The organism is Pseudomonas sp. CM25 (assembly GCF_013179705.1).
In the GTDB taxonomy this organism is placed as follows: domain Bacteria; phylum Pseudomonadota; class Gammaproteobacteria; order Pseudomonadales; family Pseudomonadaceae; genus Aquipseudomonas.
On sequence record NZ_JABMCW010000028.1, the window covers coordinates 1 to 24,484 of the forward strand.

Annotated in this window: 21 protein-coding genes and 4 tRNA genes; 21 read left to right on the top strand and 4 right to left on the bottom strand. The window is 62.2% G+C overall.

Features of this window, described 5'->3' with window-relative positions:
• Nucleotides 1–131 precede the first annotated feature (131 nt).
• Complete coding sequence (locus HP546_RS05225; RefSeq protein ID WP_172220656.1) at nucleotides 132–1,820, top strand: bifunctional diguanylate cyclase/phosphodiesterase; 1,689 nt, start codon at nucleotides 132–134, stop codon at nucleotides 1,818–1,820.
• Nucleotides 1,821–1,844: 24 nt separating this feature from the next.
• Here HP546_RS05225 and HP546_RS05230 read toward each other — a convergent pair whose 3' ends face one another.
• Nucleotides 1,845–3,584 (bottom strand): sigma-54-dependent Fis family transcriptional regulator, encoded by a 1,740-nt coding sequence (locus HP546_RS05230; protein WP_172220659.1) that lies wholly within the window; start codon nucleotides 3,582–3,584, stop codon nucleotides 1,845–1,847.
• 223 nt (nucleotides 3,585–3,807) lie between these two features.
• Between HP546_RS05230 and HP546_RS05235 the strand changes: the two genes are divergently transcribed.
• The 6 genes from HP546_RS05235 to HP546_RS05260 are packed head-to-tail and all read left to right on the top strand — an operon-like array spanning nucleotide 3,808 to nucleotide 9,727.
• Nucleotides 3,808–4,902 (top strand): ABC transporter ATP-binding protein, encoded by a 1,095-nt coding sequence (locus HP546_RS05235; RefSeq protein WP_172220662.1) that lies wholly within the window; start codon nucleotides 3,808–3,810, stop codon nucleotides 4,900–4,902.
• On the top strand, nucleotides 4,902–5,999 hold the full coding sequence (locus HP546_RS05240) for an ABC transporter ATP-binding protein (protein WP_172220666.1): 1,098 nt from the start codon (nucleotides 4,902–4,904) through the stop codon (nucleotides 5,997–5,999). Before HP546_RS05235 ends, HP546_RS05240 begins: the two co-directional genes overlap by 1 nt.
• Complete coding sequence (locus tag HP546_RS05245) at nucleotides 5,996–6,859, top strand: carbohydrate ABC transporter permease (RefSeq protein ID WP_172220669.1); 864 nt, start codon at nucleotides 5,996–5,998, stop codon at nucleotides 6,857–6,859. Before HP546_RS05240 ends, HP546_RS05245 begins: the two co-directional genes overlap by 4 nt.
• Before the next feature lie 3 nt (nucleotides 6,860–6,862).
• On the top strand, nucleotides 6,863–7,663 hold the full coding sequence (locus tag HP546_RS05250) for a carbohydrate ABC transporter permease (protein WP_172220672.1): 801 nt from the start codon (nucleotides 6,863–6,865) through the stop codon (nucleotides 7,661–7,663).
• A gap of 12 nt (nucleotides 7,664–7,675) precedes the next feature.
• Nucleotides 7,676–7,948, top strand: a complete 273-nt coding sequence (locus HP546_RS05255) for a DUF2160 domain-containing protein (RefSeq protein ID WP_172220675.1) — start codon at nucleotides 7,676–7,678, stop codon at nucleotides 7,946–7,948.
• Between the two features lie 39 nt (nucleotides 7,949–7,987).
• Entirely contained in the window at nucleotides 7,988–9,727 is a 1,740-nt protein-coding gene (locus tag HP546_RS05260) for an ABC transporter substrate-binding protein (protein ID WP_172220678.1), read from the top strand.
• A 161-nt stretch (nucleotides 9,728–9,888) separates the two neighbouring features.
• Here HP546_RS05260 and folD read toward each other — a convergent pair whose 3' ends face one another.
• Nucleotides 9,889–10,743: a bifunctional methylenetetrahydrofolate dehydrogenase/methenyltetrahydrofolate cyclohydrolase FolD gene (gene folD / locus HP546_RS05265; protein WP_172220681.1), complete on the bottom strand. Its 855-nt coding sequence runs from the start codon at nucleotides 10,741–10,743 to the stop codon at nucleotides 9,889–9,891.
• Nucleotides 10,744–11,013: 270 nt separating this feature from the next.
• On the opposite strand from folD, the gene HP546_RS05270 reads away from it, so the two are divergent.
• From HP546_RS05270 to HP546_RS05320, 11 genes are all read left to right on the top strand, one after another.
• A tRNA-Arg gene (locus HP546_RS05270) sits at nucleotides 11,014–11,090 on the top strand.
• 41 nt (nucleotides 11,091–11,131) lie between these two features.
• A tRNA-His gene (locus tag HP546_RS05275) sits at nucleotides 11,132–11,207 on the top strand.
• A 52-nt stretch (nucleotides 11,208–11,259) separates the two neighbouring features.
• Nucleotides 11,260–11,344, top strand: a tRNA-Leu gene (locus HP546_RS05280).
• 44 nt (nucleotides 11,345–11,388) lie between these two features.
• Nucleotides 11,389–11,464: transfer RNA gene (locus HP546_RS05285), tRNA-His, on the top strand.
• 354 nt (nucleotides 11,465–11,818) lie between these two features.
• On the top strand, nucleotides 11,819–12,118 hold the full coding sequence (locus tag HP546_RS05290) for a DUF6388 family protein (protein WP_172220684.1): 300 nt from the start codon (nucleotides 11,819–11,821) through the stop codon (nucleotides 12,116–12,118).
• A gap of 247 nt (nucleotides 12,119–12,365) precedes the next feature.
• Nucleotides 12,366–13,679 (top strand): trigger factor, encoded by a 1,314-nt coding sequence (gene tig, locus HP546_RS05295; protein WP_172220687.1) that lies wholly within the window; start codon nucleotides 12,366–12,368, stop codon nucleotides 13,677–13,679.
• A 90-nt stretch (nucleotides 13,680–13,769) separates the two neighbouring features.
• Nucleotides 13,770–14,411: an ATP-dependent Clp endopeptidase proteolytic subunit ClpP gene (clpP, locus tag HP546_RS05300; RefSeq protein WP_027593952.1), complete on the top strand. Its 642-nt coding sequence runs from the start codon at nucleotides 13,770–13,772 to the stop codon at nucleotides 14,409–14,411.
• A 108-nt stretch (nucleotides 14,412–14,519) separates the two neighbouring features.
• Nucleotides 14,520–15,803 carry an ATP-dependent Clp protease ATP-binding subunit ClpX gene (clpX, locus tag HP546_RS05305; protein ID WP_172220690.1) on the top strand — a complete coding sequence of 428 codons (1,284 nt, stop codon included), beginning with the start codon at nucleotides 14,520–14,522 and terminating at the stop codon, nucleotides 15,801–15,803.
• A gap of 163 nt (nucleotides 15,804–15,966) precedes the next feature.
• Complete coding sequence (gene lon, locus HP546_RS05310; protein ID WP_172220693.1) at nucleotides 15,967–18,363, top strand: endopeptidase La; 2,397 nt, start codon at nucleotides 15,967–15,969, stop codon at nucleotides 18,361–18,363.
• A gap of 152 nt (nucleotides 18,364–18,515) precedes the next feature.
• Nucleotides 18,516–18,788: an HU family DNA-binding protein gene (locus HP546_RS05315; RefSeq protein ID WP_172220696.1), complete on the top strand. Its 273-nt coding sequence runs from the start codon at nucleotides 18,516–18,518 to the stop codon at nucleotides 18,786–18,788.
• Nucleotides 18,789–18,969: 181 nt separating this feature from the next.
• Entirely contained in the window at nucleotides 18,970–20,841 is a 1,872-nt protein-coding gene (locus HP546_RS05320) for a SurA N-terminal domain-containing protein (protein ID WP_172220699.1), read from the top strand.
• A 72-nt stretch (nucleotides 20,842–20,913) separates the two neighbouring features.
• Here the strand turns inward: HP546_RS05320 and HP546_RS05325 are convergent, their stop codons facing one another.
• Nucleotides 20,914–21,954: a patatin-like phospholipase family protein gene (locus HP546_RS05325; protein ID WP_172220702.1), complete on the bottom strand. Its 1,041-nt coding sequence runs from the start codon at nucleotides 21,952–21,954 to the stop codon at nucleotides 20,914–20,916.
• Between the two features lie 176 nt (nucleotides 21,955–22,130).
• Between HP546_RS05325 and HP546_RS05330 the strand changes: the two genes are divergently transcribed.
• From HP546_RS05330 to HP546_RS05340, 3 genes are all read left to right on the top strand, one after another.
• A complete protein-coding gene (locus HP546_RS05330) occupies nucleotides 22,131–22,409 on the top strand; it encodes a hypothetical protein (protein ID WP_172220705.1) in 279 nt (92 codons plus the stop codon).
• 14 nt (nucleotides 22,410–22,423) lie between these two features.
• Nucleotides 22,424–23,203 carry a CHAD domain-containing protein gene (locus HP546_RS05335; protein WP_172220707.1) on the top strand — a complete coding sequence of 260 codons (780 nt, stop codon included), beginning with the start codon at nucleotides 22,424–22,426 and terminating at the stop codon, nucleotides 23,201–23,203.
• A gap of 77 nt (nucleotides 23,204–23,280) precedes the next feature.
• Nucleotides 23,281–24,078: an acyl-CoA thioesterase II gene (locus HP546_RS05340; protein ID WP_172220710.1), complete on the top strand. Its 798-nt coding sequence runs from the start codon at nucleotides 23,281–23,283 to the stop codon at nucleotides 24,076–24,078.
• A 17-nt stretch (nucleotides 24,079–24,095) separates the two neighbouring features.
• Here HP546_RS05340 and HP546_RS05345 read toward each other — a convergent pair whose 3' ends face one another.
• The gene (locus tag HP546_RS05345; protein WP_172220712.1) at nucleotides 24,096–24,464 is read right to left on the bottom strand and encodes an Mpo1-like protein; all 369 of its coding nucleotides are present in this window, start codon (nucleotides 24,462–24,464) and stop codon (nucleotides 24,096–24,098) included.
• Nucleotides 24,465–24,484 lie beyond the last annotated feature (20 nt).

Here is a 24,484-nt window from a genome sequence, read left to right on the forward strand (position 1 = left end):
CGTGGCCGGCATTGCCCGGCACAGCGCCAGCAGCGCCAACGCCGCCGCTTCGCGTGGCGCCGAACTGGAGCAGGTGTGCGCCGGATTGCGTGCCCTGGTGGAGCGCTTCAACCGCTAAGGCAGGATGCTTTATGGATGACAACTACCGCGCGGCCGTGGATGCGGCTGCGATTTTTTCCGAAACCGACCTGCGGGGCAACATCACCTACGTCAACCAGCAGTTCTGCAGCATCTCGGGCTACAGCCGCGAAGAACTGCTGGGCGCCAACCACCGCATCCTCAACTCCGGCCTGCACGAGCCGGCGTTTTTCGTTGGCATGTGGCGGGCGCTGGCTGCGGGCGGGGTATGGAAGGGCGAGATCTGCAACCGCGCCAAGGACGGGTCGCTGTATTGGGTGGACAGCACCATGGTGCCGCTGGTCGACCCAGCCACCGGCCAGGTGCGCAAGTACGTGTCGATCCGCTTCGACGTCACCGAGAAGCGCCAGCTGCTGCATACCTTGCAGTGGCGGGTGGGCCATGATGTGCTCACCGGTCTGCCCAATCGTGCCTACCTGTCCGAACTGCTGAACCAGGCCTTGGCATACTCGCGCCAGGAGCACAGCCCGCTGGCGGTATGCATGCTGGACCTTGATGGTTTCAAGGCGGTCAATGACGGCTATGGGCATGCCATGGGGGATTTGCTGCTGATGGAGGTGGCGCAGCGGCTGAAGAACATCCTGCGTGGCGGTGATGCCGTGGCCCGGCTGTCGGGGGATGAATTCGTGCTGATCCTGCGCGATATGAATGACGACCGCCATCTGCATGGGGCCCTGCGTCGGGTGCTGCGCGCACTGGCGGCGCCCTATGAGGTGCGTGAACAGACCTTGGCGCTAAGTGCCAGCATCGGCGTTACCCTGTACCCCCAGGATGACGAAGACGCTGACACCCTGGTGCGCCATGCCGACCAGGCGATGTACGTGGCCAAGCAGCGCGGGCGCAACCGCTATCACCTGTTCGACGTGTCCCAGGAGCTGGAGCTCAAGGCCACCCACCAGACCGTGGCGCATGTGCGCCGGGCGCTGAACAACGGTGAGATGTGCGTGTACTACCAGCCCAAGGTCAACCTGCGCACGGGCCAGGTCCTCGGCTTCGAGGGCCTGCTGCGCTGGCAACGGCCCGGCCATGGGCTGGTGCTACCCGGCGACTTCCTGCCCTGGGTCGAGCAGACCGACCTGATCGTCGAAATCGGCGAGTGGGTGCTCGAACAGGCGCTGCACCAATTGCAGTCCTGGCAGCGCCAGGGCCGGTCTTGGTCACTGAGCGTGAATATTGCTGCACGGCATTTGCAGCGCAGCGACTTTGCCGAACGTTTGCAGCAACTGCTGGCGGCGTACCCCGAGGTGGCGCCGGCGCGGCTGGATCTGGAAATCGTCGAGTCGGTGGCCATCGACAACCTGCAGCACGTCAGCCGCTGCCTCGATGCCTGCCGTGCACTGGGCGTGTGCTTTTCGCTGGATGACTTCGGCACCGGTTATTCGTCGTTGAGCTACCTGAAGCGTTTGCCGACCCAGACGATCAAGATCGACAAGTCGTTCGTGCGCGACATCCTGCATGACCAGGACGACCTGGCGCTGACTGCAGCGGTGATCGGCCTGGCCCGGGCATTTGGCCGTGAGGTGATTGCCGAGGGGCTGGAGAGTGTCGAGCACGGCCGGGTGCTGATGGGCCAGGGTTGCGAGCTGGCGCAGGGGTACTGCATAGCCCGGCCGATGCCGGCGTCTGAGGTGGAGGCCTGGGCGCAGGCTTACCGGCAGCCGGCGCAATGGCGCGAGTGTTGAGTTGCCGGGCTTGCCGCCAGATCATCAGCCCCCACGCAGCCGCTTGTAAAGCGTGGTACGGCTGATCCCCAGCCTGCGTGCCACCGCCGACAGGTTGCCATCGGCTTGTGCCACCAGCACCTGCAAGTCCTCACCCTCGGTCGCAACCACCACCGGCACCTGCGACTCGGCCAGAAAACCCGCGGGCAGGTGTTCCAGCCCGACCGGGGCGTTGCCGGCCAAGGCCAGCGCTACCTGCAGCACACTCCCCAGTTCACGCAGGTTACCCGGCCAAGGGTGCTGGTCGAGCAGGTCGATAATGCCCGCTGGCAGCCGCGCAGGTTGCCCTGGGTCGCGGTAGCGCGCATGCAGCTGCTCTATCAATGCCCGCCGGTCAGCGCGCTCGCGCAGTGGCGGCAACACCAGCGCCAGGCCGGCGATGCGGTAGTACAGATCCTGGCGGAAGCGCCCGGCACGCACCTCGTCGGCCAGGTCGCGGTTGCTTGCCGACACCACCCGGATATCCACCGTCACCGGTTCGCCGCTGCCCAGCGGCTGGATGCTGCGCGACTGCAGTACGCGCAGCAGGCGGGCCTGGGTGGGCAGTGGCATGTCGCCGATCTCGTCGAGAAACAGGATGCCGTGGTCGGCCTTGCGGATCAGCCCCGGATTGCCCTTGTGGTGGGCACCGGTGAATGCCCCTTTGTCGTATCCAAACAACTCCGACTCCACCAGCTCGGCCGGGATTGCCGCACAGTTGACGGCGACCAGGGGCTGGTTGGCGCGGCTGCTGGCGCGGTGCAGGTCATTGACGAACACTTCCTTGCCGACGCCGGTTTCACCCTGTACCAGCACCGGGATGTCCTTTTCCAGCAGCAGTCCGGCCTGGGTTAGTGCCTTTTCCAGGCGCGGCTCGCCTTTGCAGCGGGAAGTGGCCGTGCGTGGGGGCTGCCACAGGCAATGAAAGCGGTTGCGCCCGGTGGCCTGCAGGGCGAAGGCCTGTTGCCGCGGATGGCTGAGCAATTGCTGCAGGGGCAACTGGAACAACTGCTCGATGTTCTGCTGCAGCGGGTTGCTGCCCAGCAGGCTGTCGGCCCGGTGATTGGCGGCCAGCACCTGCCCGCGCTCATCGAACACCAGCAGGCCGGCCCAAGGGCTGTCGAGGTTGTCGGAGGCGCTGTTGAAGAGCAGTTGCGCGTGCTGGTCGGCGTGCTCGGCGAGGATCAGGCGGTTTTCCAGGCTTTGGCCCATCATGCGCACCAGGCCCAGTGTCTGGCTGGCCGGCAGGTAGCCGTCACTGGCCACGTCCAGCCCCCCCACCAATCGCCGGGCGGCGTCGAACAGCGGGGCGGCGGCGCTGGACAGGTAGCGGTTCTGCCGCAGGAAGTGTTCGTCGTGGCCAACGTGGATCGCTTCGGCGCAGACCAATGCGGTGCCCAGGGCGTTGGTGCCCACGCCACGCTCGTGCCAATGGGCGCCGGCGCTGAACCCATGCTGCTGGCGTGGCTCGATGAACCGCCGCGAACCCCAGGTGTCGAGCAGGCAGCCGCTGGCGTCGGCCAGCATCACCAGGTAGCTGGCGTTGCCCAGCAGGTGCGTGTATTGCGGCAGCACCTCCTCGCGAGTCAGACGCAGGAGTGCCTGACGCCGCTCCAGCAGGGCACCGAGTTCGGCGCGGCTCAGGCAGTCGAAGTCCGGTGCGTGCTGGGGTTGCAGACCGTGTTCACGGCAGCGGGCCCAGGAGGCCTGGATCAGCTGGGCATGGGTCGAAGCGGATGCGTCCATGGGCCTGTCCTGTGTGGTTATTGTCATGGGCCGACCGCTGTTCAGTGTTGTGCACGAGTGTTCATTGTCAAACCGGCGAGTGTTCAGTTGTGCAGCCATTGTGTTCACTTGTGAACCGCTGATTTGCCGGGCTTGCCGCGTTCGCCCCGGGCCAGAGCGGCGCGGCGCAACTGGCACGGAACTGGCTGTGCCCGGCAGACAACAACTACAGAAAGGCCACGCCATGTCCCTGGTGCTGGAGCAAGTCAGCCGCAGCGTCGACAACCAGGCCTGGGTCGTCGATGCCTCACTGCGTTTCGAGCCTGGGTCGTTCAATGTGCTGCTGGGCCGCACCCTGGCCGGCAAGACCAGCCTCATGCGCCTGATGGCCGGGCTCGACCGCCCGGACTGCGGGCGTGTATTGATGGATGGCCAGGACGTGACCGGCGTGCCGGTGCGCCAGCGCAATGTGTCGATGGTGTATCAGCAGTTCATCAACTACCCGACCCTCAGTGTCTACGAGAACATTGCCTCGCCGTTGCGCCAGGCGCACATGGCCGAAGCGGAGATTCGCCGGCGGGTGCAGGAAACCGCCGAGATGCTGCGTATCGAAGCCTACCTGCAGCGCCTGCCACTGGAGTTGTCCGGCGGTCAGCAGCAACGCACGGCGATGGCCCGGGCGCTGGTCAAGGATGCCTCGCTGATCCTCTTCGACGAGCCTTTGGTCAACCTCGACTACAAGTTGCGCGAGGGCCTGCGCCAGGAATTGCGCGAGCTGTTTGCGGCGCGCCATTGCATCGCCGTGTACGCCACCACCGAGCCCAACGAGGCGCTGGCGCTGGGTGGCACCACCACCCTGGTGCACGAGGGCCGTATCGTCCAGAGCGGGCCCACCGCCGAGGTCTATCAGCGCCCTGGCAGCGTGCTGGCCGCCGAGCTGTTTTCCGAGCCGCCGATCAACCTGGTGCCTGGCCGAATCAGCGGTAATGAGGTGAGCCTGGCCCAGGCGGTGCACTTTGCCCGCAGTGCCGACTTGCAGCAGCTTGGCGAGGGCGACTACCGCTTTGGCGTGCGCCCCAGCCATATCACCCTGGTGCCGGCCCACGACGACGACCTGGAACTGGCGGTGTCGGTTGAGCTGGCCGAGATCAGTGGCTCGGAGACTTTCCTGCATGTGCGCAACGAACACTGGCGAATGATCCTGCACCTGCCAGGGGTTCACGAATACCAGGTGGACACGGCGATCCGCGTGTTCATCCCCACCCACAAGCTGTTCGTCTTCGACAGCACCGGTGCGCTGGTGCAGGCACCCGGCCTGCGCCAGACAAGGAGAGGGTGATGGCCGAAATTCGCCTGCGCCAACTGGCCCATAGCTATAGCCGCCACCCTGCCAGCGAGGCGGACTATGCCTTGCATGCGTTGGAACATGTGTGGGAGCAGGGCGGTGCCTATGCCTTGCTCGGGCCGTCGGGCTGCGGCAAGTCCACCTTGCTCAACATCATCTCCGGCCTGCTGACCCCGTCCCATGGCGAGGTGTTGTTCGACGGCAAGCCGGTCAATCAGCTGTCGCCGCAGGCGCGCAACATTGCCCAGGTTTTCCAGTTCCCGGTGGTGTACGACACGATGACGGTGTTCGACAACCTGGCGTTCCCGTTGCGTAACCAGGGGCTGGACGAACCCCGGGTGCGAGCCCGGGTAGCGGAAATTGCCGAGGTGCTCGACCTGGGAGCCGTGCTGCGCAAGAAGGCGCGCAACCTCAGCGCTGATGAAAAGCAGAAAGTTTCCATGGGCCGTGGCCTGGTCCGCGACGATGTGTCGGCGATCCTGTTCGACGAGCCGCTGACGGTGATCGACCCGCACCTGAAGTGGAAGCTGCGACGCAAGCTGAAGCAGATCCACGAGCAGTTCAACATCACCATGATCTATGTCACCCACGACCAGCTGGAGGCCTCCACCTTCGCCGACAAGATTGCGGTGATGCACGGCGGGCGCATCGTCCAGTTCGGCACGCCGCGCGAACTGTTCGAGCGGCCGCGGCACACCTTCGTTGGCTACTTCATCGGCAGCCCGGGAATGAACCTGATCGAGGTACGCGCCGACGCCCAAGGGGTGGTGTTCGGCGATGTTCATCTGCCGCTGCCCGACGGCCTGCGAGAACGCTTGGCGAGCACTGCAGGCGGGCGCTTGCAGGTCGGTATCCGGCCCGAGTTCGTGCAGCTGTGGGACAGCCCGCTCGACAACACCTACCCGGCCCAGGTGCTGGATGTCGAGGACCTGGGCACCTACCGCATCGTCACGCTGGAACTGGGCGGTGTGGCGCTGAAAGCGCGCTTGAACGAAGACCGCCCGCTGCCGGAGGGGCGGGCCTGGGTCAGCCTGCCGGCGCAGTGGCTGATGCTGTATGTCGATGACCTGCTGCTGGAGCCAGGGCCATGAACAAGGTGCACAACAACAAAGCCTGGTGGCTGGTGCTGCCGGTGTTCCTGCTGGTGGCATTCAGTGCCGTGGTGCCGATGATGACGGTGGTCAACTATTCGGTGCAGGACATCTTCGACCAGTCCAACCGCTATTTCGTCGGCGCCGACTGGTACCGCCAGGTGCTGCGCGATCCGGCGCTGCACGACGCGCTGCTGCGCCAGTTCATCTATTCCGCCTGCGTGCTGCTGATCGAGATTCCACTGGGCATCGGCATTGCCCTGACCATGCCCACCAGAGGGCGTATGGCCTCGGTGTGCCTGATCGTCATGGCCATCCCGTTGCTGATCCCGTGGAACGTGGTGGGCACCATCTGGCAGATCTTCGGCCGCGCTGATATCGGCCTGCTCGGCGCCACCCTGGCCAAGCTCGGGGTCAGCTACAACTATGCCGGCGACCCCTTCGACGCCTGGCTCACCGTGCTGGTGATGGACGTGTGGCACTGGACTTCGCTGGTGGCATTGCTGTGCTACTCGGGGCTGCGGGCGATCCCCGACGTGTACTACCAGGCCGCGCGCATCGACCGCGCCTCGGGCTGGGCGGTGTTCCGCCACATCCAGTTGCCCAAGCTGAAGAACGTGCTGCTGATCGCGGTGATGCTGCGCTTCATGGACAGCTTCATGATCTACACCGAGCCCTTCGTGCTGACCGGCGGTGGGCCCGGCAACGCCACCACCTTCCTCAGCCAGACTCTCACGCGCATGGCCGTGGGGCAGTTCGACCTGGGCCCGGCGGCGGCGTTTTCGCTGGTGTACTTCCTGATCATCCTGCTGGTGTCGTGGCTGTTCTACACAGCCATGACCCATGCCGACAAGGAGTAGGCCGTGAGCACACGAAAATCGCTGGCGCTGCTGCTGTATTTCTTCTTCCTGCTGGTGCCGATCTACTGGCTGCTCAACATGTCGTTCAAGAGCAACACCGAGATCCTCGGCGGCCTCACCCTATGGCCGCAGGCGTTTACCCTCGACAACTACAGGGTGATCTTCACCGATGCCAGCTGGTACAACGGCTACCTCAACTCGCTGTACTACGTGTGCCTGAACACGCTGATTTCGCTGCTGGTGGCGCTGCCGGCGGCCTATGCCTTTTCGCGCTACCGCTTCCTGGGTGACCGCCACCTGTTCTTCTGGCTGTTGACCAACCGCATGGCGCCGCCGGCGGTGTTCCTGTTGCCGTTCTTCCAGCTGTACTCGTCGATTGGCCTGTTCGACACCCATATCGCCGTAGCCTTGGCCCACTGCCTGTTCAACGTGCCCCTGGCGGTGTGGATCCTCGAAGGATTCATGTCCGGCGTACCCAAGGAAATCGACGAAACGGCCTACATCGACGGCTACAGCTTTCCGCGCTTCTTCGTGAAGATCTTCATTCCCTTGATTGGCTCCGGCATCGGCGTCACGGCGTTTTTCTGCTTCATGTTCTCCTGGGTCGAGCTGCTGCTGGCGCGCACCCTGACTTCGGTGAATGCCAAACCGATTGCCGCAGTGATGACCCGCACGGTGTCGGCTTCGGGCATCGACTGGGGCGTGCTGGCAGCGGCGGGGGTACTCACCATTCTGCCCGGCATGCTGGTGATCTGGTTTGTACGCAACCATGTGGCCAAGGGCTTTGCCCTGGGCCGGGTGTGAGGAGGGAAACCCATGGAGTGGATGGCCTGGACCCTGCCGACGGCGCTGTTTTTTGCCGCCGTTGGCATGCTGCTGCTGGGCATGACCCTGCTCGAACTGCGCCGACCCTGTGTGCAGCGGCGGGGCTTTCTGCCGTTGGTCACCAGCCGGGGTGATCGTCTGTTCATCGGCCTGCTGGCCAGCGCCTACCTGCATCTGCTGGTGGTCGGTGTCAGCGAGTGGCCATTGTGGGTGGCCTCGCTGCTGTCGCTGGCTTGGCTGCTGGTGGTGCTGCGCTGGGGCTGAGCGAATGGCCCTGTGGGATAACTGAAACGGGAGATCACAATGTTCGATAACAAGCACAACAGGCGACATTTGACCCTGGCCGCATTGCTGGTACTGGCCAGCGTGCAGGGCACTGCCTGGGCCGACCAGTACGAAGATGCGGCAAAAAAATGGATCGGCAGCGAGTTCAAGCCATCGACCCTTACCCCTGAACAGCAGCTGGCCGAGTTGCAGTGGTTCATCAAGGCGTCCGAGCCGTTCCGTGGCATGAAGATCAACGTGGTCTCGGAAACCATTACAACCCACGAATACGAGTCCAAGGTGCTGGCCAAGGCGTTCAGCGAGATCACCGGCATCCAGCTGACCCACGACCTGCTGCAGGAAGGCGACGTGGTGGAAAAACTGCAGACCCAGATGCAATCGGACAAGAACATCTACGACGGCTGGGTCAATGACTCCGACCTGATCGGTACGCACTTTCGCTACGGGAAGGTGGAATCGATCACCGATCTGATGGCCAACGAAGGCAAGGACTACACCTCGCCGACCCTGGACCTGAAGGACTTCATCGGCATTTCCTTTACCACAGCACCTGACGGCAAGGTCTACCAACTGCCCGACCAGCAGTTTGCCAACCTGTACTGGTTCCGTGCCGACTGGTTCGAACGGCCCGAGCTGAAAGCCAGGTTCAAGGAGAAGTACGGCTACGATCTGGGCGTACCGGTGAACTGGTCGGCCTACGAGGACATCGCCAGGTTCTTCAGCGAAGACGTCAAGGAAATCGACGGCAAGCGTGTTTATGGTCACATGGACTATGGCAAGAAAGACCCATCGCTGGGCTGGCGCTTCACCGATGCCTGGTTCTCGATGGCCGGCGGAGGCGACAAGGGCCTGCCCAATGGGTTGCCGGTGGATGAATGGGGTATTCGCGTGGAGGACTGCCACCCGGTGGGCTCCAGCGTGACCCGGGGCGGCGACACCAACGGCCCGGCCGCCGTCTATGCCACCCAGAAGTACGTGGACTGGATGCGCGCCTATGCGCCCAAGGAAGCCCAGGGCATGACCTTCTCCGAGGCCGGCCCGGTGCCGGCCCAGGGCAACATCGCCCAGCAGATCTTCTGGTACACCGCCTTTACCGCGGACATGACCAAGCCTGGGCTGCCCGTGGTAAATGCCGACGGCACGCCGAAATGGCGCATGGCGCCGTCGCCGAAGGGCCCGTACTGGGAGGAGGGCATGAAGCTGGGCTACCAGGACACCGGCTCGTGGACCTTCTTCAAGTCCACGCCCGAGAAGCAGCGTCTGGCGGCGTGGCTGTATGCCCAGTTCGTCACCTCGAAGACCGTATCGCTGAAAAAGACCATCGTCGGTCTCACCCCGATACGCGAGTCGGACATCAACTCCCAGGCCATGACCGACCTGGCGCCCAAGCTGGGTGGGCTGGTGGAGTTCTACCGCAGCCCGGCGCGGGTGCAGTGGACGCCCACCGGCACCAACGTGCCGGATTACCCGCGCCTGGCGCAGCTGTGGTGGAGCCACATCGCCGAGGTGGCCAGTGGCGAGAAGACCCCGCAGGAAGCCCTGGATGGCCTGGCCCGCGACCAGGACCGTATGATGGAGCGCCTGCAGCGGTCCAACGCCCAGGCCACCTGTGCGCCCAAGCTGAACCCGGAGAAGGATGCCCAGTACTGGTTCGACCAGCCCGGTGCGCCGAAGCCCAAGCTGGCCAACGAGAAGCCCAAAGGCGAGACGGTCAGCTACAACGAACTGCTGAAGTCGTGGGAGGCGGCCAGGAAGTGATCGGCTGAATACCGCGCTGGCTTCTTCGCGGGTAAACCCGCTCCCACAGTGATATCCCTGTGGGAGCGGGTTTACCCGCGAAGAGGCCGGCGCAACCACGCAAAAAAAACGGGCAAAAAAAACGGCACCTGCCAGAGGTGCCGTTTTCACTTCACGCGGTATTACTTGTGCAGCTCTTGCGCCGCATACAGCGTGTTTTCCAGCAGGCACGCCCGGGTCATTGGCCCGACGCCGCCTGGCACCGGCGTGATCCAGCCCGCGCGCGGCAGGGCGGTCTCGTAGACCACGTCGCCGACCAGCTTGCCATCTTCCTGGCGGTTGATGCCCACGTCGATGACGATGGCGCCTTCCTTCACCCACTCACCTTTGACCAGCCCCGGCTTGCCGGCAGCCACGACCACCAGGTCGGCGCGCCCTACGTGGCCGGCCAGGTCCTTGGTGAAGCGGTGACATACCGTCACGGTGCAACCGGCCAGCAGCAGCTCCATGGCCATCGGCCGGCCCACGATGTTGGAGGCGCCGACGATGACCGCGTCCATGCCGTACAGGTCCTGGCCGGTGCTTTCCAGCAGGGCCATGATGCCTTTCGGGGTGCACGGGCGCAGCAGCGGGATGCGCTGGGCCAGGCGGCCGATGTTGTACGGGTGGAAACCGTCGACGTCCTTGTCCGGGCGAATGCGCTCGAGCAGCAGCGAGGCATCGAGGTGCTCGGGCAGGGGCAGTTGCAGCAGGATGCCGTCGACGGCCGGGTCATCATTGAGGCGATCGATCAGCTCGGTCAGGGCGTGCTGCGTGGTTTCGCTGGGCAGGTCGAACGCCTGCGAAATGAAGCCGACCTCTTCGCAGTCCTTGCGCTTGTGCGAGACATAGACTTGGGAGGCGGGGTCGGTGCCGACCAGGATCACCGCCAGGCCCGGCGTACGCAGGCCTTGCTGGCGACGCTCCACGACACGTTGAGCGATCTGCTGGCGCAGGCTGGCGGCGATCGCCTTGCCATCGATTAGGTGTGCAGTCATAGACGCGTGATTAACCATCGAGAAGGAAACAATAAAGAGGGCGTATTCTCGCACGACCCGCGCCAAGGGCAAAGGCGGGTGGTCGGGCAAATCCCCTAACCCCTTAAATAATTTAAATTTTTTTGAAAAAGGTGTTGACGACTTTCGGGGTCGCCTATAAGATTCGCCGCACTTGTCGGGCACAGCCTAGCACTGGTTGGCTAAGTCGGGCAGAATGAGTGGTTTGGCAGTTATCTGCCAAGTTCTTGTTCGGTTAGACTTCAAGCTTAAGCGCCCGTAGCTCAGCTGGATAGAGCATCCGCCTTCTAAGCGGATGGTCGCAGGTTCGAGTCCTGCCGGGTGCGCCATTAGGCGGCATTGGCAAGCAAGTAGGCGGTAATGCAATATGGTGGGCGTAGCTCAGTTGGTAGAGCGCCGGATTGTGATTCCGGTTGTCGTGGGTTCGATTCCCATCGTCCACCCCATATTCTTCAAAGGCGCCTCGATAGTATCTGGCGCCTTTGTTTTAAGCGTTACGCGGACGTGGTGAAATTGGTAGACACACTGGATTTAGGTTCCAGCGGCGCAAGCTGTAAGAGTTCGAGTCTCTTCGTCCGCACCATGCTTCTGTAAGGTTGTACCGCAACACCGCAGCACTGCAATATGGTGGGCGTAGCTCAGTTGGTAGAGCGCCGGATTGTGATTCCGGTTGTCGTGGGTTCGATTCCCATCGTCCACCCCATATTTTTAGAAGGCGCCTTGGTCGAAAGACCGGGCGCCTTTTTGTTTTGGATTTTGGGTGGTTGAAGTGGGGCTCGGCCCCTGGCGCCCGTCGAGATATCGAGTTGGAATGACAAGGCGGTCGCGCGCAATTGGCACAGGCCGCATTGGCCCGAAACAAATGGAGCAGCCTTGTGCTGCGAAGCGCCGCGCGGGCGGCGCTCGATCTCACAGGTGCTGCCAAACCCAAGCCGATCCCCTGTAAGCCCAAACGCATCATTTCCCCCTTGCAATCCCCTAGTGGCACCCCAATAAAACCTGATAGATTTCAGCCGGTTGAAACACCGGCCCAGTTGCCCGGCAGAGGAACCGCCCAATGATCGCAAAAGAAGCCCGCCAGGCCCTGGCACTGCAGCGTTTTGCCGAAGCCAACCCGCAGCTGCTCGAGGAAATCAGCGGGCTGGATGCGCGTGAGCAGGCCCGGCAGATCGAGTGGGCGTTCGAGGATGCGGCCGATGAGCAGGGCCTGCAGCCCTGGGAGTTGGCGCTGCAACTGATCGCCGAAACCCCGGAACAGCTGCAGGCCATGCGCCTGGAGACCCACCGCGAGGTGGCCGAGGCGCTGGGGATGGAGTGGGAAGAATACTGCCAGTTCAACGAAATCGACCCTCAATAAAGGAGGCGAATTCGGGGTTGGCAGTTGTTTGACAAGGTATTTCGGCGACAGGCCGCCCGGCGCGGCCTGCAGCCCCAATTGAGGCAGGCTCGGCGGCATCCCGTGCGGGCCTTGAAAGTTAATCGACCGGCGTAGTTTCCCGTCGTCCCGAGTGGGGTGACTTCTGCAGCGCGACTCACTAGAATGCTTGCCCTTGATTCTGGAGTCGGGCTAACGCCGGCTAACGTCTGTGCAACGAGGAATATCCATGCAAGTTTCTGTTGAAAACACTTCCGCTCTCGAGCGCCGCATGACCATCGCCGTTCCGGCCGAGCGCGTCGAGAACGAAGTCAACAAGCGTCTGCAGCAGACTGCCCGTCGCGCCAAGGTTGCAGGCTTCCGTCCTGGCAAGGTACCGATGAGCGTGATCCGTCAGCGTTTCGAAGCTGACGCCCGTCAAGAGGCTTTCGGTGACCTGGTCCAGGCTTCCTTCTACGAAGCCATCGTCGAGCAGAAGCTGAACCCGGCAGGTGCCCCGGCCGTTGAGCCGAAGTCCTTCGAAAAGGGCAAGGACCTGGAATTCGTCGCCATCTTCGAAGTGTTCCCGGAGTTCACCGTTGCCGGCCTCGAGTCGATCAACGTCGAGCGCCTGAGCGCTGAAGTGGCTGACGCCGACCTGGACAACATGCTCGAAGTCCTGCGCAAGCAGAACACCCGCTTCGAGGCCGTCGAGCGTGCTGCGCAGATCGACGACCAGGTCAACATCGACTTCGTCGGCAAGGTCGACGGTGAAGTGTTCGCCGGTGGTTCGGCCAAGGGTACCCAGCTGGTGCTGGGTTCCGGCCGCATGATCCCTGGCTTCGAAGATGGCCTGGTTGGCGCCAAGGCTGTCGAAGAGCGCGTTGTCAACGTGACCTTCCCAGAGGACTACCAGAACCTGGACCTGGCGGGCAAAGCTGCCGAGTTCACCATCACCGTCAACAGCGTTTCGGCGCCTGTGCTGCCAGAGCTGAACGAAGAATTCTTCGCCCAGTTCGGCATCAAGGAATCGACCCTGGAAGGTTTCCGCACCGAAGTTCGCAAGAACATGGAGCGTGAGCTGCGCCAGGCGATCAAGACCAAGGTCAAGAACCAGGTCATGGACGGTCTGCTGGCCGCCAACCCGATCGAAGTGCCGAAAGCCCTGCTGGAAAATGAAGTCAACCGTCTGCGCGTGCAGGCTGTTCAGCAGTTCGGCGGCAACATCAAGCCAGAACAGCTGCCAGTCGAGCTGTTCGAAGAGCAAGCCAAGCGCCGTGTGGTGCTGGGCCTGATCGTTGCCGAAGTGGTCAAGCAGTTCGAGCTGAAGCCGGACGACGCCAAGGTTCGCGAGATGATCGAAGAAATGGCCTCGGCTTACCAGGAGCCTGAGCAGGTCATCTCCTGGTACTACAAGAACGACCAGCAGCTGAACGAAGTCCGTTCGGTTGTGCTGGAAGAACAAGTTGTAGATACTGTTCTGCAGAAAGCGACTGTGACCGACAAGTCGGTCTCTTACGAAGAAGCCGTAAAACCAGCCCAGGCACCTGCCGAAGCCGAGTAATACGTTTCTCTCGTAGGAAACTCCACAAGCCAGCCTTCGCGCTGGCTTGTGCGTATTCAAGCCATGACTATTTGGGAGTGAGCGCAGGACATGTCCCGCAATTCTTATATTCAGCAGAGCTCTGACATCCAGGCCGCAGGCGGCCTGGTCCCGATGGTTATCGAGCAGTCCGCCCGTGGCGAACGCGCTTACGACATCTACTCGCGCCTGTTGAAGGAGCGAGTGATCTTCCTGGTTGGCCCGGTCGAAGACTACATGGCCAACCTCGTCGTTGCGCAGATGCTGTTCCTCGAGGCGGAAAACCCGGACAAGGATATCCATCTGTACATCAACTCGCCGGGCGGTTCCGTTACCGCTGGCATGTCGATCTACGACACCATGCAGTTCATCAAACCGGACGTCTCCACCATCTGCATCGGCCAGGCCTGCAGCATGGGCGCCTTCCTGCTGACTGCCGGTGCCAAAGGCAAGCGTCACTGCCTGCCGAACTCGCGCGTGATGATCCACCAGCCGCTGGGCGGCTTCCAGGGTCAGGCCACCGATATCGAGATCCACGCCCAGGAAATCCTCAATATCAAGGCGCGTCTGAACGAGCTGCTGGCCTACCACACCGGCCAGGACCTCGAGACCATCAAGCGCGACACCGAGCGTGACAATTTCATGAGCGCCTCGCGCGCGGCCGAGTACGGCCTGATCGACTCGGTCTACGACAAGCGGCAACTGGCCTCCTGAACCGGGGTGCCAGAGCAGGCAGGCGCCGAAAGCGCCTACCTGCGGACTTGAAAAAGCCCGCAATTGCCTTCATCTTGTGTTGCAAGCCTACCGGATTGGATCGATCGAATGACTGACACCCGTAACGGCGAGGACAGCGGCAAATTGCTCTATTGCTCCTTCTGCGGCAAAAGCCAGCACGAAGTGCGCAAATTGATTGCCGGGCCCTCGGTATTTATCTGCGACGAGTGCGTCGACCTGTGCAATGACATCATCCGTGAGGAGGTGCAGGAAGCCCAGGCCGAGAGCAGCGCGCACAAATTGCCTTCGCCGAAAGAAATCAGCGGCATCCTGGACCAGTATGTAATTGGTCAGGAGCGCGCGAAAAAGGTGCTGGCCGTAGCGGTGTACAACCACTACAAGCGCCTGAACCAGCGTGACAAGAAGGGTGACGAAGTCGAACTGGGCAAGAGCAACATCCTGCTCATCGGGCCGACCGGCTCGGGCAAGACCCTGCTCGCCGAAACCCTGGCACGCCTGTTGAACGTACCGTTCACCATTGCTGACGCCACCACCCTGACCGAAGCCGGTTATGTGGGGGAGGACGTCGAGAACATCATCCAGAAGCTGTTGCAGAAGTGCGACTACGACGTGGAAAAGGCCCAGATGGGCATTGTCTACATCGACGAGATCGACAAGATTTCGCGCAAGTCGGACAACCCGTCCATCACCCGTGACGTTTCGGGCGAGGGCGTGCAGCAGGCGCTGCTGAAGCTGATCGAGGGCACTGTCGCCTCGGTGCCGCCGCAAGGTGGCCGCAAACACCCGCAGCAGGAGTTCTTGCAGGTTGATACCCGCAATATCCTGTTCATTTGCGGTGGTGCGTTCTCGGGCCTGGAAAAGGTCATCCAGAACCGTTCCACCAAAGGTGGCATCGGCTTTGGCGCTCAAGTGCGCAGCAAGGAAGAAGGCAAGAAGGTCGGCGAGTCCCTGCGTGAGGTCGAACCGGACGATCTGGTCAAGTTTGGCCTGATTCCGGAATTCGTCGGCCGTCTGCCGGTACTGGCGACCCTCGATGAGCTGGACGAGGCTGCATTGATGCAGATCCTCACCGAGCCGAAAAACGCCTTGACCAAGCAGTATGCCAAGTTGTTCGAGATGGAAAGCGTCGACCTCGAGTTCCGCAGCGATGCACTCAAGGCCGTTGCCCGCAAGGCCCTGGAGCGCAAGACCGGCGCCCGTGGCCTGCGTTCGATCCTTGAAGGCGTGCTGCTCGACACCATGTACGAGATCCCTTCGAAGAAGGATGTCAGCAAGGTGGTGGTCGACGAGAGCGTCATCGAAGGCACCTCGCAGCCGTTGATGATCTACGAGAACAGCGAGCCACAAGCCAAGGCCGCGCCAGACGCCTGATTCAGGCAATGGCCGGTTTCCGGTTGCAAGCAAGAAGGGGCCTACGGGCCCCTTTCTGCTTTTCCTGCGCTAGCGCTTGTAATTTCCCAGGCGTGCCCCCACATTAGGTCCAAGCATCATTTCCACCGGTTTCCGGCCATAGGGCCGTTGTAGAGGCGAAATCATGAAGACAACCCTCGACTTGCCTCTTTTGCCATTGCGCGATGTCGTTGTTTACCCGCACATGGTTATCCCGCTGTTCGTGGGGCGCGAAAAATCCATCGAAGCCCTCGAGGCAGCGATGACGGGCGAAAAGCAGATTCTTCTGCTGGCCCAGAAGAACCCGGCCGATGACGATCCGGGCGAGGACGCCCTGTATCGCGTCGGTACCATTGCCACCGTGCTGCAGCTGCTGAAGCTGCCGGATGGCACCGTGAAGGTGCTGGTCGAGGGCGAGCAGCGTGGCGCCGTCGAAAATTTCACCGAAGTAGAAGGACACATTCGTGCCGAAGTGTCCCTGATCGACGAAACTGACGCCGCCGAGCGCGAGTCGGAAGTGTTCGTACGCACCTTGCTTTCGCAATTCGAACAGTACGTTCAGCTGGGCAAGAAAGTGCCTGCCGAAGTCCTGTCTTCGCTGAACAGCATCGATGAGCCCGGGCGCCTGGTCGACACCATGGCCGCGCACATGGCCCTGAAGATCGAGCAGAAGCAGGAAATTCTCGAAATCGTCGACCTGTCGACGCGTGTCGAGCACGTGCTGGCGCTGCTGGATGCCGAAATCGACCTGCTGCAGGTTGAAAAGCGCATTCGTGGCCGGGTCAAGAAGCAGATGGAGCGCAGCCAGCGCGAGTACTACCTGAATGAGCAGATGAAGGCCATTCAGAAGGAACTCGGCGATGGCGACGAAGGCCACAACGAAGTCGAAGAGCTGAAAAAGCGCATCGAAACCGCCGGCCTGCCGAAGGATGCCCTGGCCAAAGCCCAGGCGGAGCTGAACAAGCTCAAGCAGATGTCGCCGATGTCGGCCGAAGCCACCGTGGTGCGTTCGTACCTGGACTGGCTGGTGCAGGTGCCGTGGAAGGCGCAGAGCAAGGTACGCCTGGACCTGACCAAGGCCGAGGAAATCCTCGACGCCGACCACTACGGGCTGGAAGAGGTCAAGGAGCGCATTCTCGAGTACCTCGCGGTGCAGAAGCGCGTCAAGAAGATCCGTGGCCCGGTATTGTGCCTGGTCGGCCCACCTGGTGTCGGCAAGACCTCGCTGGCCGAGTCGATCGCTGCCGCCACCAACCGCAAGTTCGTGCGCATGGCCTTGGGCGGTGTGCGTGACGAGGCCGAAATCCGTGGTCACCGCCGCACCTACATTGGTTCGATGCCAGGTCGCCTGATCCAGAAGATGACCAAGGTTGGCGTGCGCAACCCGCTGTTCCTGCTCGACGAAATCGACAAGATGGGCAGCGACATGCGTGGCGACCCGGCCTCGGCGCTGCTCGAAGTGCTCGACCCGGAGCAGAACCACAACTTCAACGATCACTACCTGGAAGTCGACTACGACCTCTCGGACGTGATGTTCCTGTGCACCTCGAACTCGATGAACATCCCGCCGGCGCTGCTCGACCGGATGGAGGTCATCCGCCTGCCGGGGTACACCGAGGACGAGAAGATCAACATCGCGGTCAAGTACCTGGTGCCCAAGCAGGTCAAGGCCAACGGCTTGAAGAAGGAAGAGCTGGAGGTCGACGTATCGGCCATCCGCGACATCATCCGCTACTACACCCGCGAAGCCGGTGTGCGTGGCCTGGAGCGGCAAATCGCCAAGGTCTGCCGCAAGGTGGTCAAGGAACACACCGGGCAGAAGCAGGTCAAGGTCAAGGTCGCCAGCGAGCAGCTTGAACACCTGCTGGGCGTGCGCAAGTTCCGCTACGGCCTGGCCGAGCAGCAGGACCAGATCGGCCAGGTCACCGGCCTGGCGTGGACCCAGGTGGGCGGCGAACTGCTGACCATCGAAGCCGTGGTCATCCCCGGCAAGGGCCAGTTGATCAAGACCGGTTCGCTGGGCGATGTGATGGTGGAGTCGATCACTGCCGCGCAGACGGTGGTGCGCAGCCGCGCACGCAGCCTGGGCATCGCCGCCGACTTCCATGAGAAGCGCGACGTGCATATCCACATGCCCGAAGGCGCCACGCCGAAGGACGGTCCAAGTGCCGGTGTCGGCATGTGCACCGCGCTGGTGTCGGCGCTGACGCAGATTCCGGTACGTGCCGACGTGGCCATGACCGGCGAAATCACCTTGCGTGGCCAAGTCCTGGCCATTGGCGGGTTGAAGGAAAAACTGCTGGCGGCACACCGTGGCGGGATCAAGACGGTGATCATTCCGGAGGAGAATGTTCGCGATCTGAAGGAGATTCCGGAAAATATCAAACAGGATCTGCAGATCAAACCGGTCAAATGGATTGACGAAGTCCTGCAAATTGCGCTGCAATACGCCCCGGAGCCCTTGCCAGATGTGGCTCCGGAGATTGTCGCGAAAGATGAAAAGCGCGACGGCGATGCTAAGGAAAGAATCAGCACGCATTAGTAGTTTTTGGCTGGGGGGCTTTCCTTGACAGTTTTTTCGGGGCCTTGCTATAAAGCGGCACGCTATTGTCTTCAAGCCACCCAGCGCACGTTTCATAAGCTTTTCATTACATACTTAGAAACAAACTCAATAGAGAAATAAGGGGACTTAGAGTGAACAAGTCGGAACTGATTGACGCTATCGCCGCATCTGCTGACATCCCGAAAGCTGTAGCTGGCCGTGCGCTGGACGCAGTAATTGACTCCGTGACCGGTGCCCTGAAAGCAGGCGACGACGTCGTACTGGTTGGCTTCGGTACCTTCTCGGTCAAGGATCGCGCCGAGCGCACTGGCCGTAACCCGCAAACCGGCAAGGCCATCAAGATCGAAGCTGCCAAGGTTCCAGGTTTCAAGGCAGGCAAAGGCCTGAAAGACGCCGTCAACTAAGTCGTCTTTCAGCCGGACCCGGCCTGGCCAGGTCCGAGCACGGTGAAGGCGGGGCGCAAACGTTCCCGCCTGACACGTTTGCTAAGTAAAGGCGCATCCTCGGATGCGCCTTTCTTTTATCAGGTTTCTACCCACGCTCCGCGGTTGTCGACGCAGTGGTACAGCCGTTTCTGGGGGACGCATGCTGCAAAATATCAGGGACAATTCACAAGGTTGGATTGCCAAGACCATCATCGGCCTTATCGTCGTATTGATGGCGTTGACCGGTTTCGAAGCTATTTTCCAGGCCGCCACCCATAGCCAGGACGCCGCCAAGGTGAACGGCCAGACCATCAGCCAGAATGAGCTGAGCCAGGCGGCCGACATGCAGCGCCGCCAGCTTGTACAACAACTGGGCAAGGACTTCGATCCGGCGCTGCTGGATGACAAATTGCTGCGCGAAGAGGCACTCAAGGGGCTGATCAGCCGCAAGTTGCTGCTGCAAGGCGCCGAAGATGCCAAGTTCGCTTTCTCCGAGGCTGCGCTGGATCAGGTGATTCTGCAGACGCCGGAATTCCAGGTGGACGGCAAGTTCAGTGCCGACCGTTTCGACCAGGTCATCCGCCAGATGGGCTATGGCCGCATGCAGTTCCGCGACATGCTCGCTGAAGAAATGCTCATCGGCCAGCTGCGCACCGGCCTGGCTGGCAGCAGCTTTGTCACCGACCAGCAGGTCGATGCCTTTGCCCGCCTGGAAAAGCAGACCCGTGACTTCGCATCGCTGACCTTCAAGGCCGATCCGGCTGCGGTCAAGGTCAGCGACGAAGAGATCAAGGCGCACTACGACCAGCACGCCAAGGAGTTCATGTCGCCTGACCAGGTGGTGATCGACTACATCGAACTGAAGAAGTCGGCGTTCTTCGACCAGGTCAAGGTGACCGACGAGGAACTCAAGGCCCAGTACGAGAAGGAAATCGCCAACCTCGCCGAGCAGCGCCATGCGGCGCACATCCTCATCGAGGTCAACGACAAGGTCACCGACGCCCAGGCCAAAGCCCGCGCCGAAGAGATCGAGCAGCGCCTGGCCAAAGGTGAAGACTTTGCCGCACTGGCCAAGGAGTTCTCCCAGGATCCAGGTTCGGCCAATAGCGGTGGTGACCTCGGCTTCGCCGGCCCGGGGGTCTACGACCCGGCGTTCGAAGATGCCCTGTACACGCTGCAAAATGGCCAGGTATCGGCGCCGGTACGCACCGAGTTCGGCTACCACCTGATCAAGCTGCTGGGCGTGCAGGCGCCGGAAGTGCCAAGCTTCGCCAGCCTCAAGGACAAGCTGACCCGCGATCTGAAAACCCCGCTGGTCGAGCAGCGTTACGTCGACGCCAGCAAGCAGCTGCAGGATGCCGCCTACGAGGCTTCCGACCTGGGCCAGCCGGCTCAGGACCTGAACCTGAAAGTGCACACCTCTGCAGCCTTCGGCCGCGAGGGTGGTGAAGGCATCACTGCCAACCGTTCGGTGGTGCAGGCGGCGTTCTCCGAAGAAGTGCTGGATGAGGCTGCCAACAGCACCGCCATCGAGCTCGACCCGGAGACCACCGTGGTGCTGCGCGTCAAGGAGCACCGCAAGCCTGAGCAACTGCCGCTGGAAGCCGTGGCCAGCAGCATCCGCGAACACCTGGCCAAGGAGAAGGCGACAGCCGAGCTCAAGGCCAAGGCGGACAAGCTGATTGCCGGCCTGCGTGATGGCTCCATCGCACCAGGTAGCGTGCACGAAGGGCAGGGTTGGAAGGCTTATGAAGCCGTCACCCGGGGCGAGGACGGTATCGACCCGGCCGAACTGCAGGCGCTGTTCCGCCTGAACAAGCCGCAAGCCAAGGACAAGCCGGTGTACGGCAGCGTCGTGCTGCGTGACGGTAGCCTGGTGGTGTTGCAGCTCAAGGGTGTCAACGAAGGCGCAACCGCCACCGACGAAGAGAAGCAGCAGATCCGCCGCTACCTCGCGTCGCGTGCTGGCCAGCAAGACTTTGCGGCCTTCCGCAAACAGCTGGAAGCCAATGCGGACATCACCCGTTACTAAGGTGATCGTTGCATGAAGAAGCAGGCCGCCCAGTGCGGCCTGTTTCGTTTCTGTCGCCAGTGCAGGCTGGCTCTAGCGTTTCACCCCTTCATAACTGTCCAGCGTATCCCGCGCAATCTCCCGCCCCAGGGCAATCAGCTCCGGTGCCTTGTAGAACTCGAAAAACCGGCACACGCGCTTGGGCACGTTGATCAGCACATCCGGTGGATAGCCGGCAATCTTGTACTGCGCAAGCGAGGTCTGCATGACCTCGAAGCTCTGGTTGATCAGGTCCAGCAGTGAGGCGGGCCCGACGTTGTCGATGATGAACGAGCCGGTCGCCGATTTCGGCGCGCCCTCGCGCTCGGGTGCCGCCGCCGGCTGCTGAGTGTCCGGGTCGGTGGCATCGCTCAACCAGGGGCTGGGCGGTGCCAGCCCTTCGGCGACGATTTCCTGTTCGATGCGAATCAGTTCCTCTGCCGGCTTGCGCCGGAACGGCAAGCGCGAACCCAGCGAGCTGAGCAAGGCATCGAAGCGCATCTTGAACGCCGCCGGGCGTTCGATCACCGGCAGCTGATACTGCTTCTGGTTGGTGGCGTTGAGGTTGACCGCGATGATCAGGTCGCAATGGCTGGACACCACCGGCACGATCGGCAACGGGTTGAGGATGCCGCCGTCGACCAGCATGCGGTTGCCTTGCATGACCGGCGTGAACAGGCTGGGAATGGCTGCCGAGGCACGCATGGCCTGGTGCAGGCAGCCTTCCTGGAACCAGATTTCCTGCTGGTTGGTAAGGTCGGTTGCAACCGCCGTGTAGGGAATGCGCAGTTGCTCGATGTTGATCTCGCCGACGATCTTGCGGATCTGCCCGAACACCTTGTCGCCGCGGATGGCGCCAAGGCGAAAACTGACATCGACCAGGCGCAGTACATCCAGATAGTCGAGGCTCTCGATCCAGTTGCGGTAATGCTCCAGTTTGCCCGCGGCATAGATGCCGCCAATCACCGCGCCCATGGAGCAGCCCGCTACGCAGGCAATGTCATAGCCGCGTCGCTCGATTTCTTCGATCACGCCAATGTGTGCATACCCCCGGGCACCGCCCGACCCCAGTACCAGTGCAACGCGTTTACTCATGAACATTCCCCGGCCAGTGCAACCATGGTCCTACAATGCACCTATCGCCACCTGTGCTTCAATGTAGATCGCACTGAGCTACTGTGATAATGCTGGCCAAGTGAAGCAGCCGATCAGGGCACTTTTCAACAGCAGGGGCGTCAAATCGCCAACTTTTTACCTTTGAGGTGTCACCGATGAAAGCTTGGATCTGCCTTCCACTGATTGCCTTGGCCCTTGCTGGCTGTGCGGGCAAGACGGCCTACCGGGACAGTTGCGCAACCCAGCTGGATGCCGCCTGGAAGGAGCTGGACCTGGCCAAGTCCGAAGGCTTTGCCGGTGCCGTGAGTTACTCCAAGGCGTTGTCGCTGTTGACCGGGGCCAAGACCCAGCAGCAGTTCGAAGGTTACGAAAGCTGTACCCGCAAGGCCGAGAAGGCGCGTTTCTACATTCGTGAATCGCGCGCCGGGCGCTGACCAAGGAGCGTCTGATGTCTGCCATGCTCGATCACGTGGTTGCCCAGGTACTGGCCCTGCAAGTCCGTCTGCTGGCCTGCAGGGAGCGCCTGGCCGCCGATACTGACAGCGAGGCCTTGCACGATCTGCGCACCACCCTGCGGCGCCTGCGCAGCCTGCTGCGGCCATTGCGCGGGTTGCCCGGGGTGGAGCAGTTGGAGGAAGCCGCCAGTTCGCTGGGTACCCTGACCACGCCGTTGCGTGACCGCGAGGTGCTCGCGGCCGAGCTACTGGGGCGTGGTTACACCGGAGCCGGACAGCGACGCCTGGAAGGGCGTGGCAGGACCTTTGCCAGTGTTGCTGCCAGCCCCCAACTTACCAAGGTGCTGGCAATCGTCGACGCGTTTCCGCTGTTCCTGCGTGCGGCGGGCCGCGAGGGCTTGGTCAAGTCACTCGACAAGCGTATCGACAAACGCCTGGTCAAGCAGTGGCGCAAATTGCACCACGCCTTGCAGGACCCGGCCCACGATCGCCACCGCTTGCGGTTGTTGATCAAGCGCGCGCGTTATGGTGATGAGGCCTACCCGCAGCTCGACCATGCCGGCAATAAGCTGCAGCGATTACTGAAAAAGGCTCAGGGTGACCTGGGTGACTGGCATGACCGCCTGCAATGGTTGCTGCAAGTGCGCGACCATGCCGACCTGGCGCCGTGCAAAGTGGCCTGGGAGCGAGAACTGCACGAAGCCGAGCGTCAGTCGGATGTGACGCTGGATGCCCTGCAGCAGGCACTGGCGCGGCGCCAGCCCGACAAATGACCGATATGCGGGCTGATCGCCAGGCGTTTGCTGGCTAGGATGGGCAGACCTTTTTCGCTGCAGGCAGGAGCCGGCCTATGAACTTCAATCAACTGCTCGACGCCGTGCGCGCCAACCCCGAGTCGGTCAGCGTTCCACCCAGCTGGGCTCAGGGCCGGGCGGCCTTTGGCGGGCTGATGGCGGCCATGGTCTATGAAGCCATGCGCCTGAAACTCTCCGACAGCCGCCCTGTGCGCTCGCTGGCCATCAGTTTCGTGGCGCCGGCTGCGGCCGATGTGCCAATCCGTTTCGAGGTGGAGGTGCTGCGTGAAGGCAAGGCGGTCAGTACCTTGCTGGGCCGCGCCGTTCAGGAAGGCCAGGTGGTGACCCTGGTACAGGGTAACTTCGGGGCAGGGCGGCCTTCCACGGTTGAGGTACCGGCGCTGCCGGCCATGGACATGAAAGCCCTCGACGAGGCGGCCCCCGAACTGCCCTATATCAAAGGCGTAACCCCGGAGTTCATGCGGCATGTGGCGTTACGCTGGGCGGTGGGCGGGTTACCATTCAGTGGCAATCAGTCGCGCAAGATGGGCGGCTGGGTGCGCTTGCGCGACGTAGCCGAGGAACAGGTCACGGAGGCCCACCTGCTGGCGCTGGTCGATGCCTGGCCGCCGAGCCTGATGCCATTTCTGAAGCAGCCTGCGGCGGGCAGCACACTGACCTGGACCATCGAGTTCATCCAGCCCACGCCGACGCTGTCCACACTGGACTGGTGCCGTTATTGCGTAGAAACGGAGCATGCGCGAGACGGCTATGGACATGCTGCAGCAGCCCTGTGGACGGCCGAGGGCGAGTTGCTGGCCTTGAGCCGGCAGACTGTGACCGTATTTGCCTGAGCCCGCTACTGCTGCAGTCAATCGCGGTGCTTGTGCCGCTCCCGCCAGGCTTTCCACCAGCTCCCGCTCAGCACGAAGCGCGGAAAGGTGATGAACTGCTCGGTCAGCAGCCGCTTCACGGCGTCCTGGCGATTGGCGAACGGCTCGGGCTGCTCGGCCTCCAGGCGATGACCGTGGCGCTGCAGGCCCAGGCCGGCGATCAGGGCGATGATGCCAACGGCCAGTTGGCCCAGATCGAGGCCGAACAGACCGGACAGCACCAGCAACGCACCCAGGATGAACAGTGGCACGGCAATCAGGTGCAATACCAGGTTGGCCGGGTGACGGTGATTATGGTGGTAGCCGCGCCATTGCCAGGCGCGCAGGTTGGGCAGGCGTTTGCTCATGGGCATATCCTCTCGGTCAT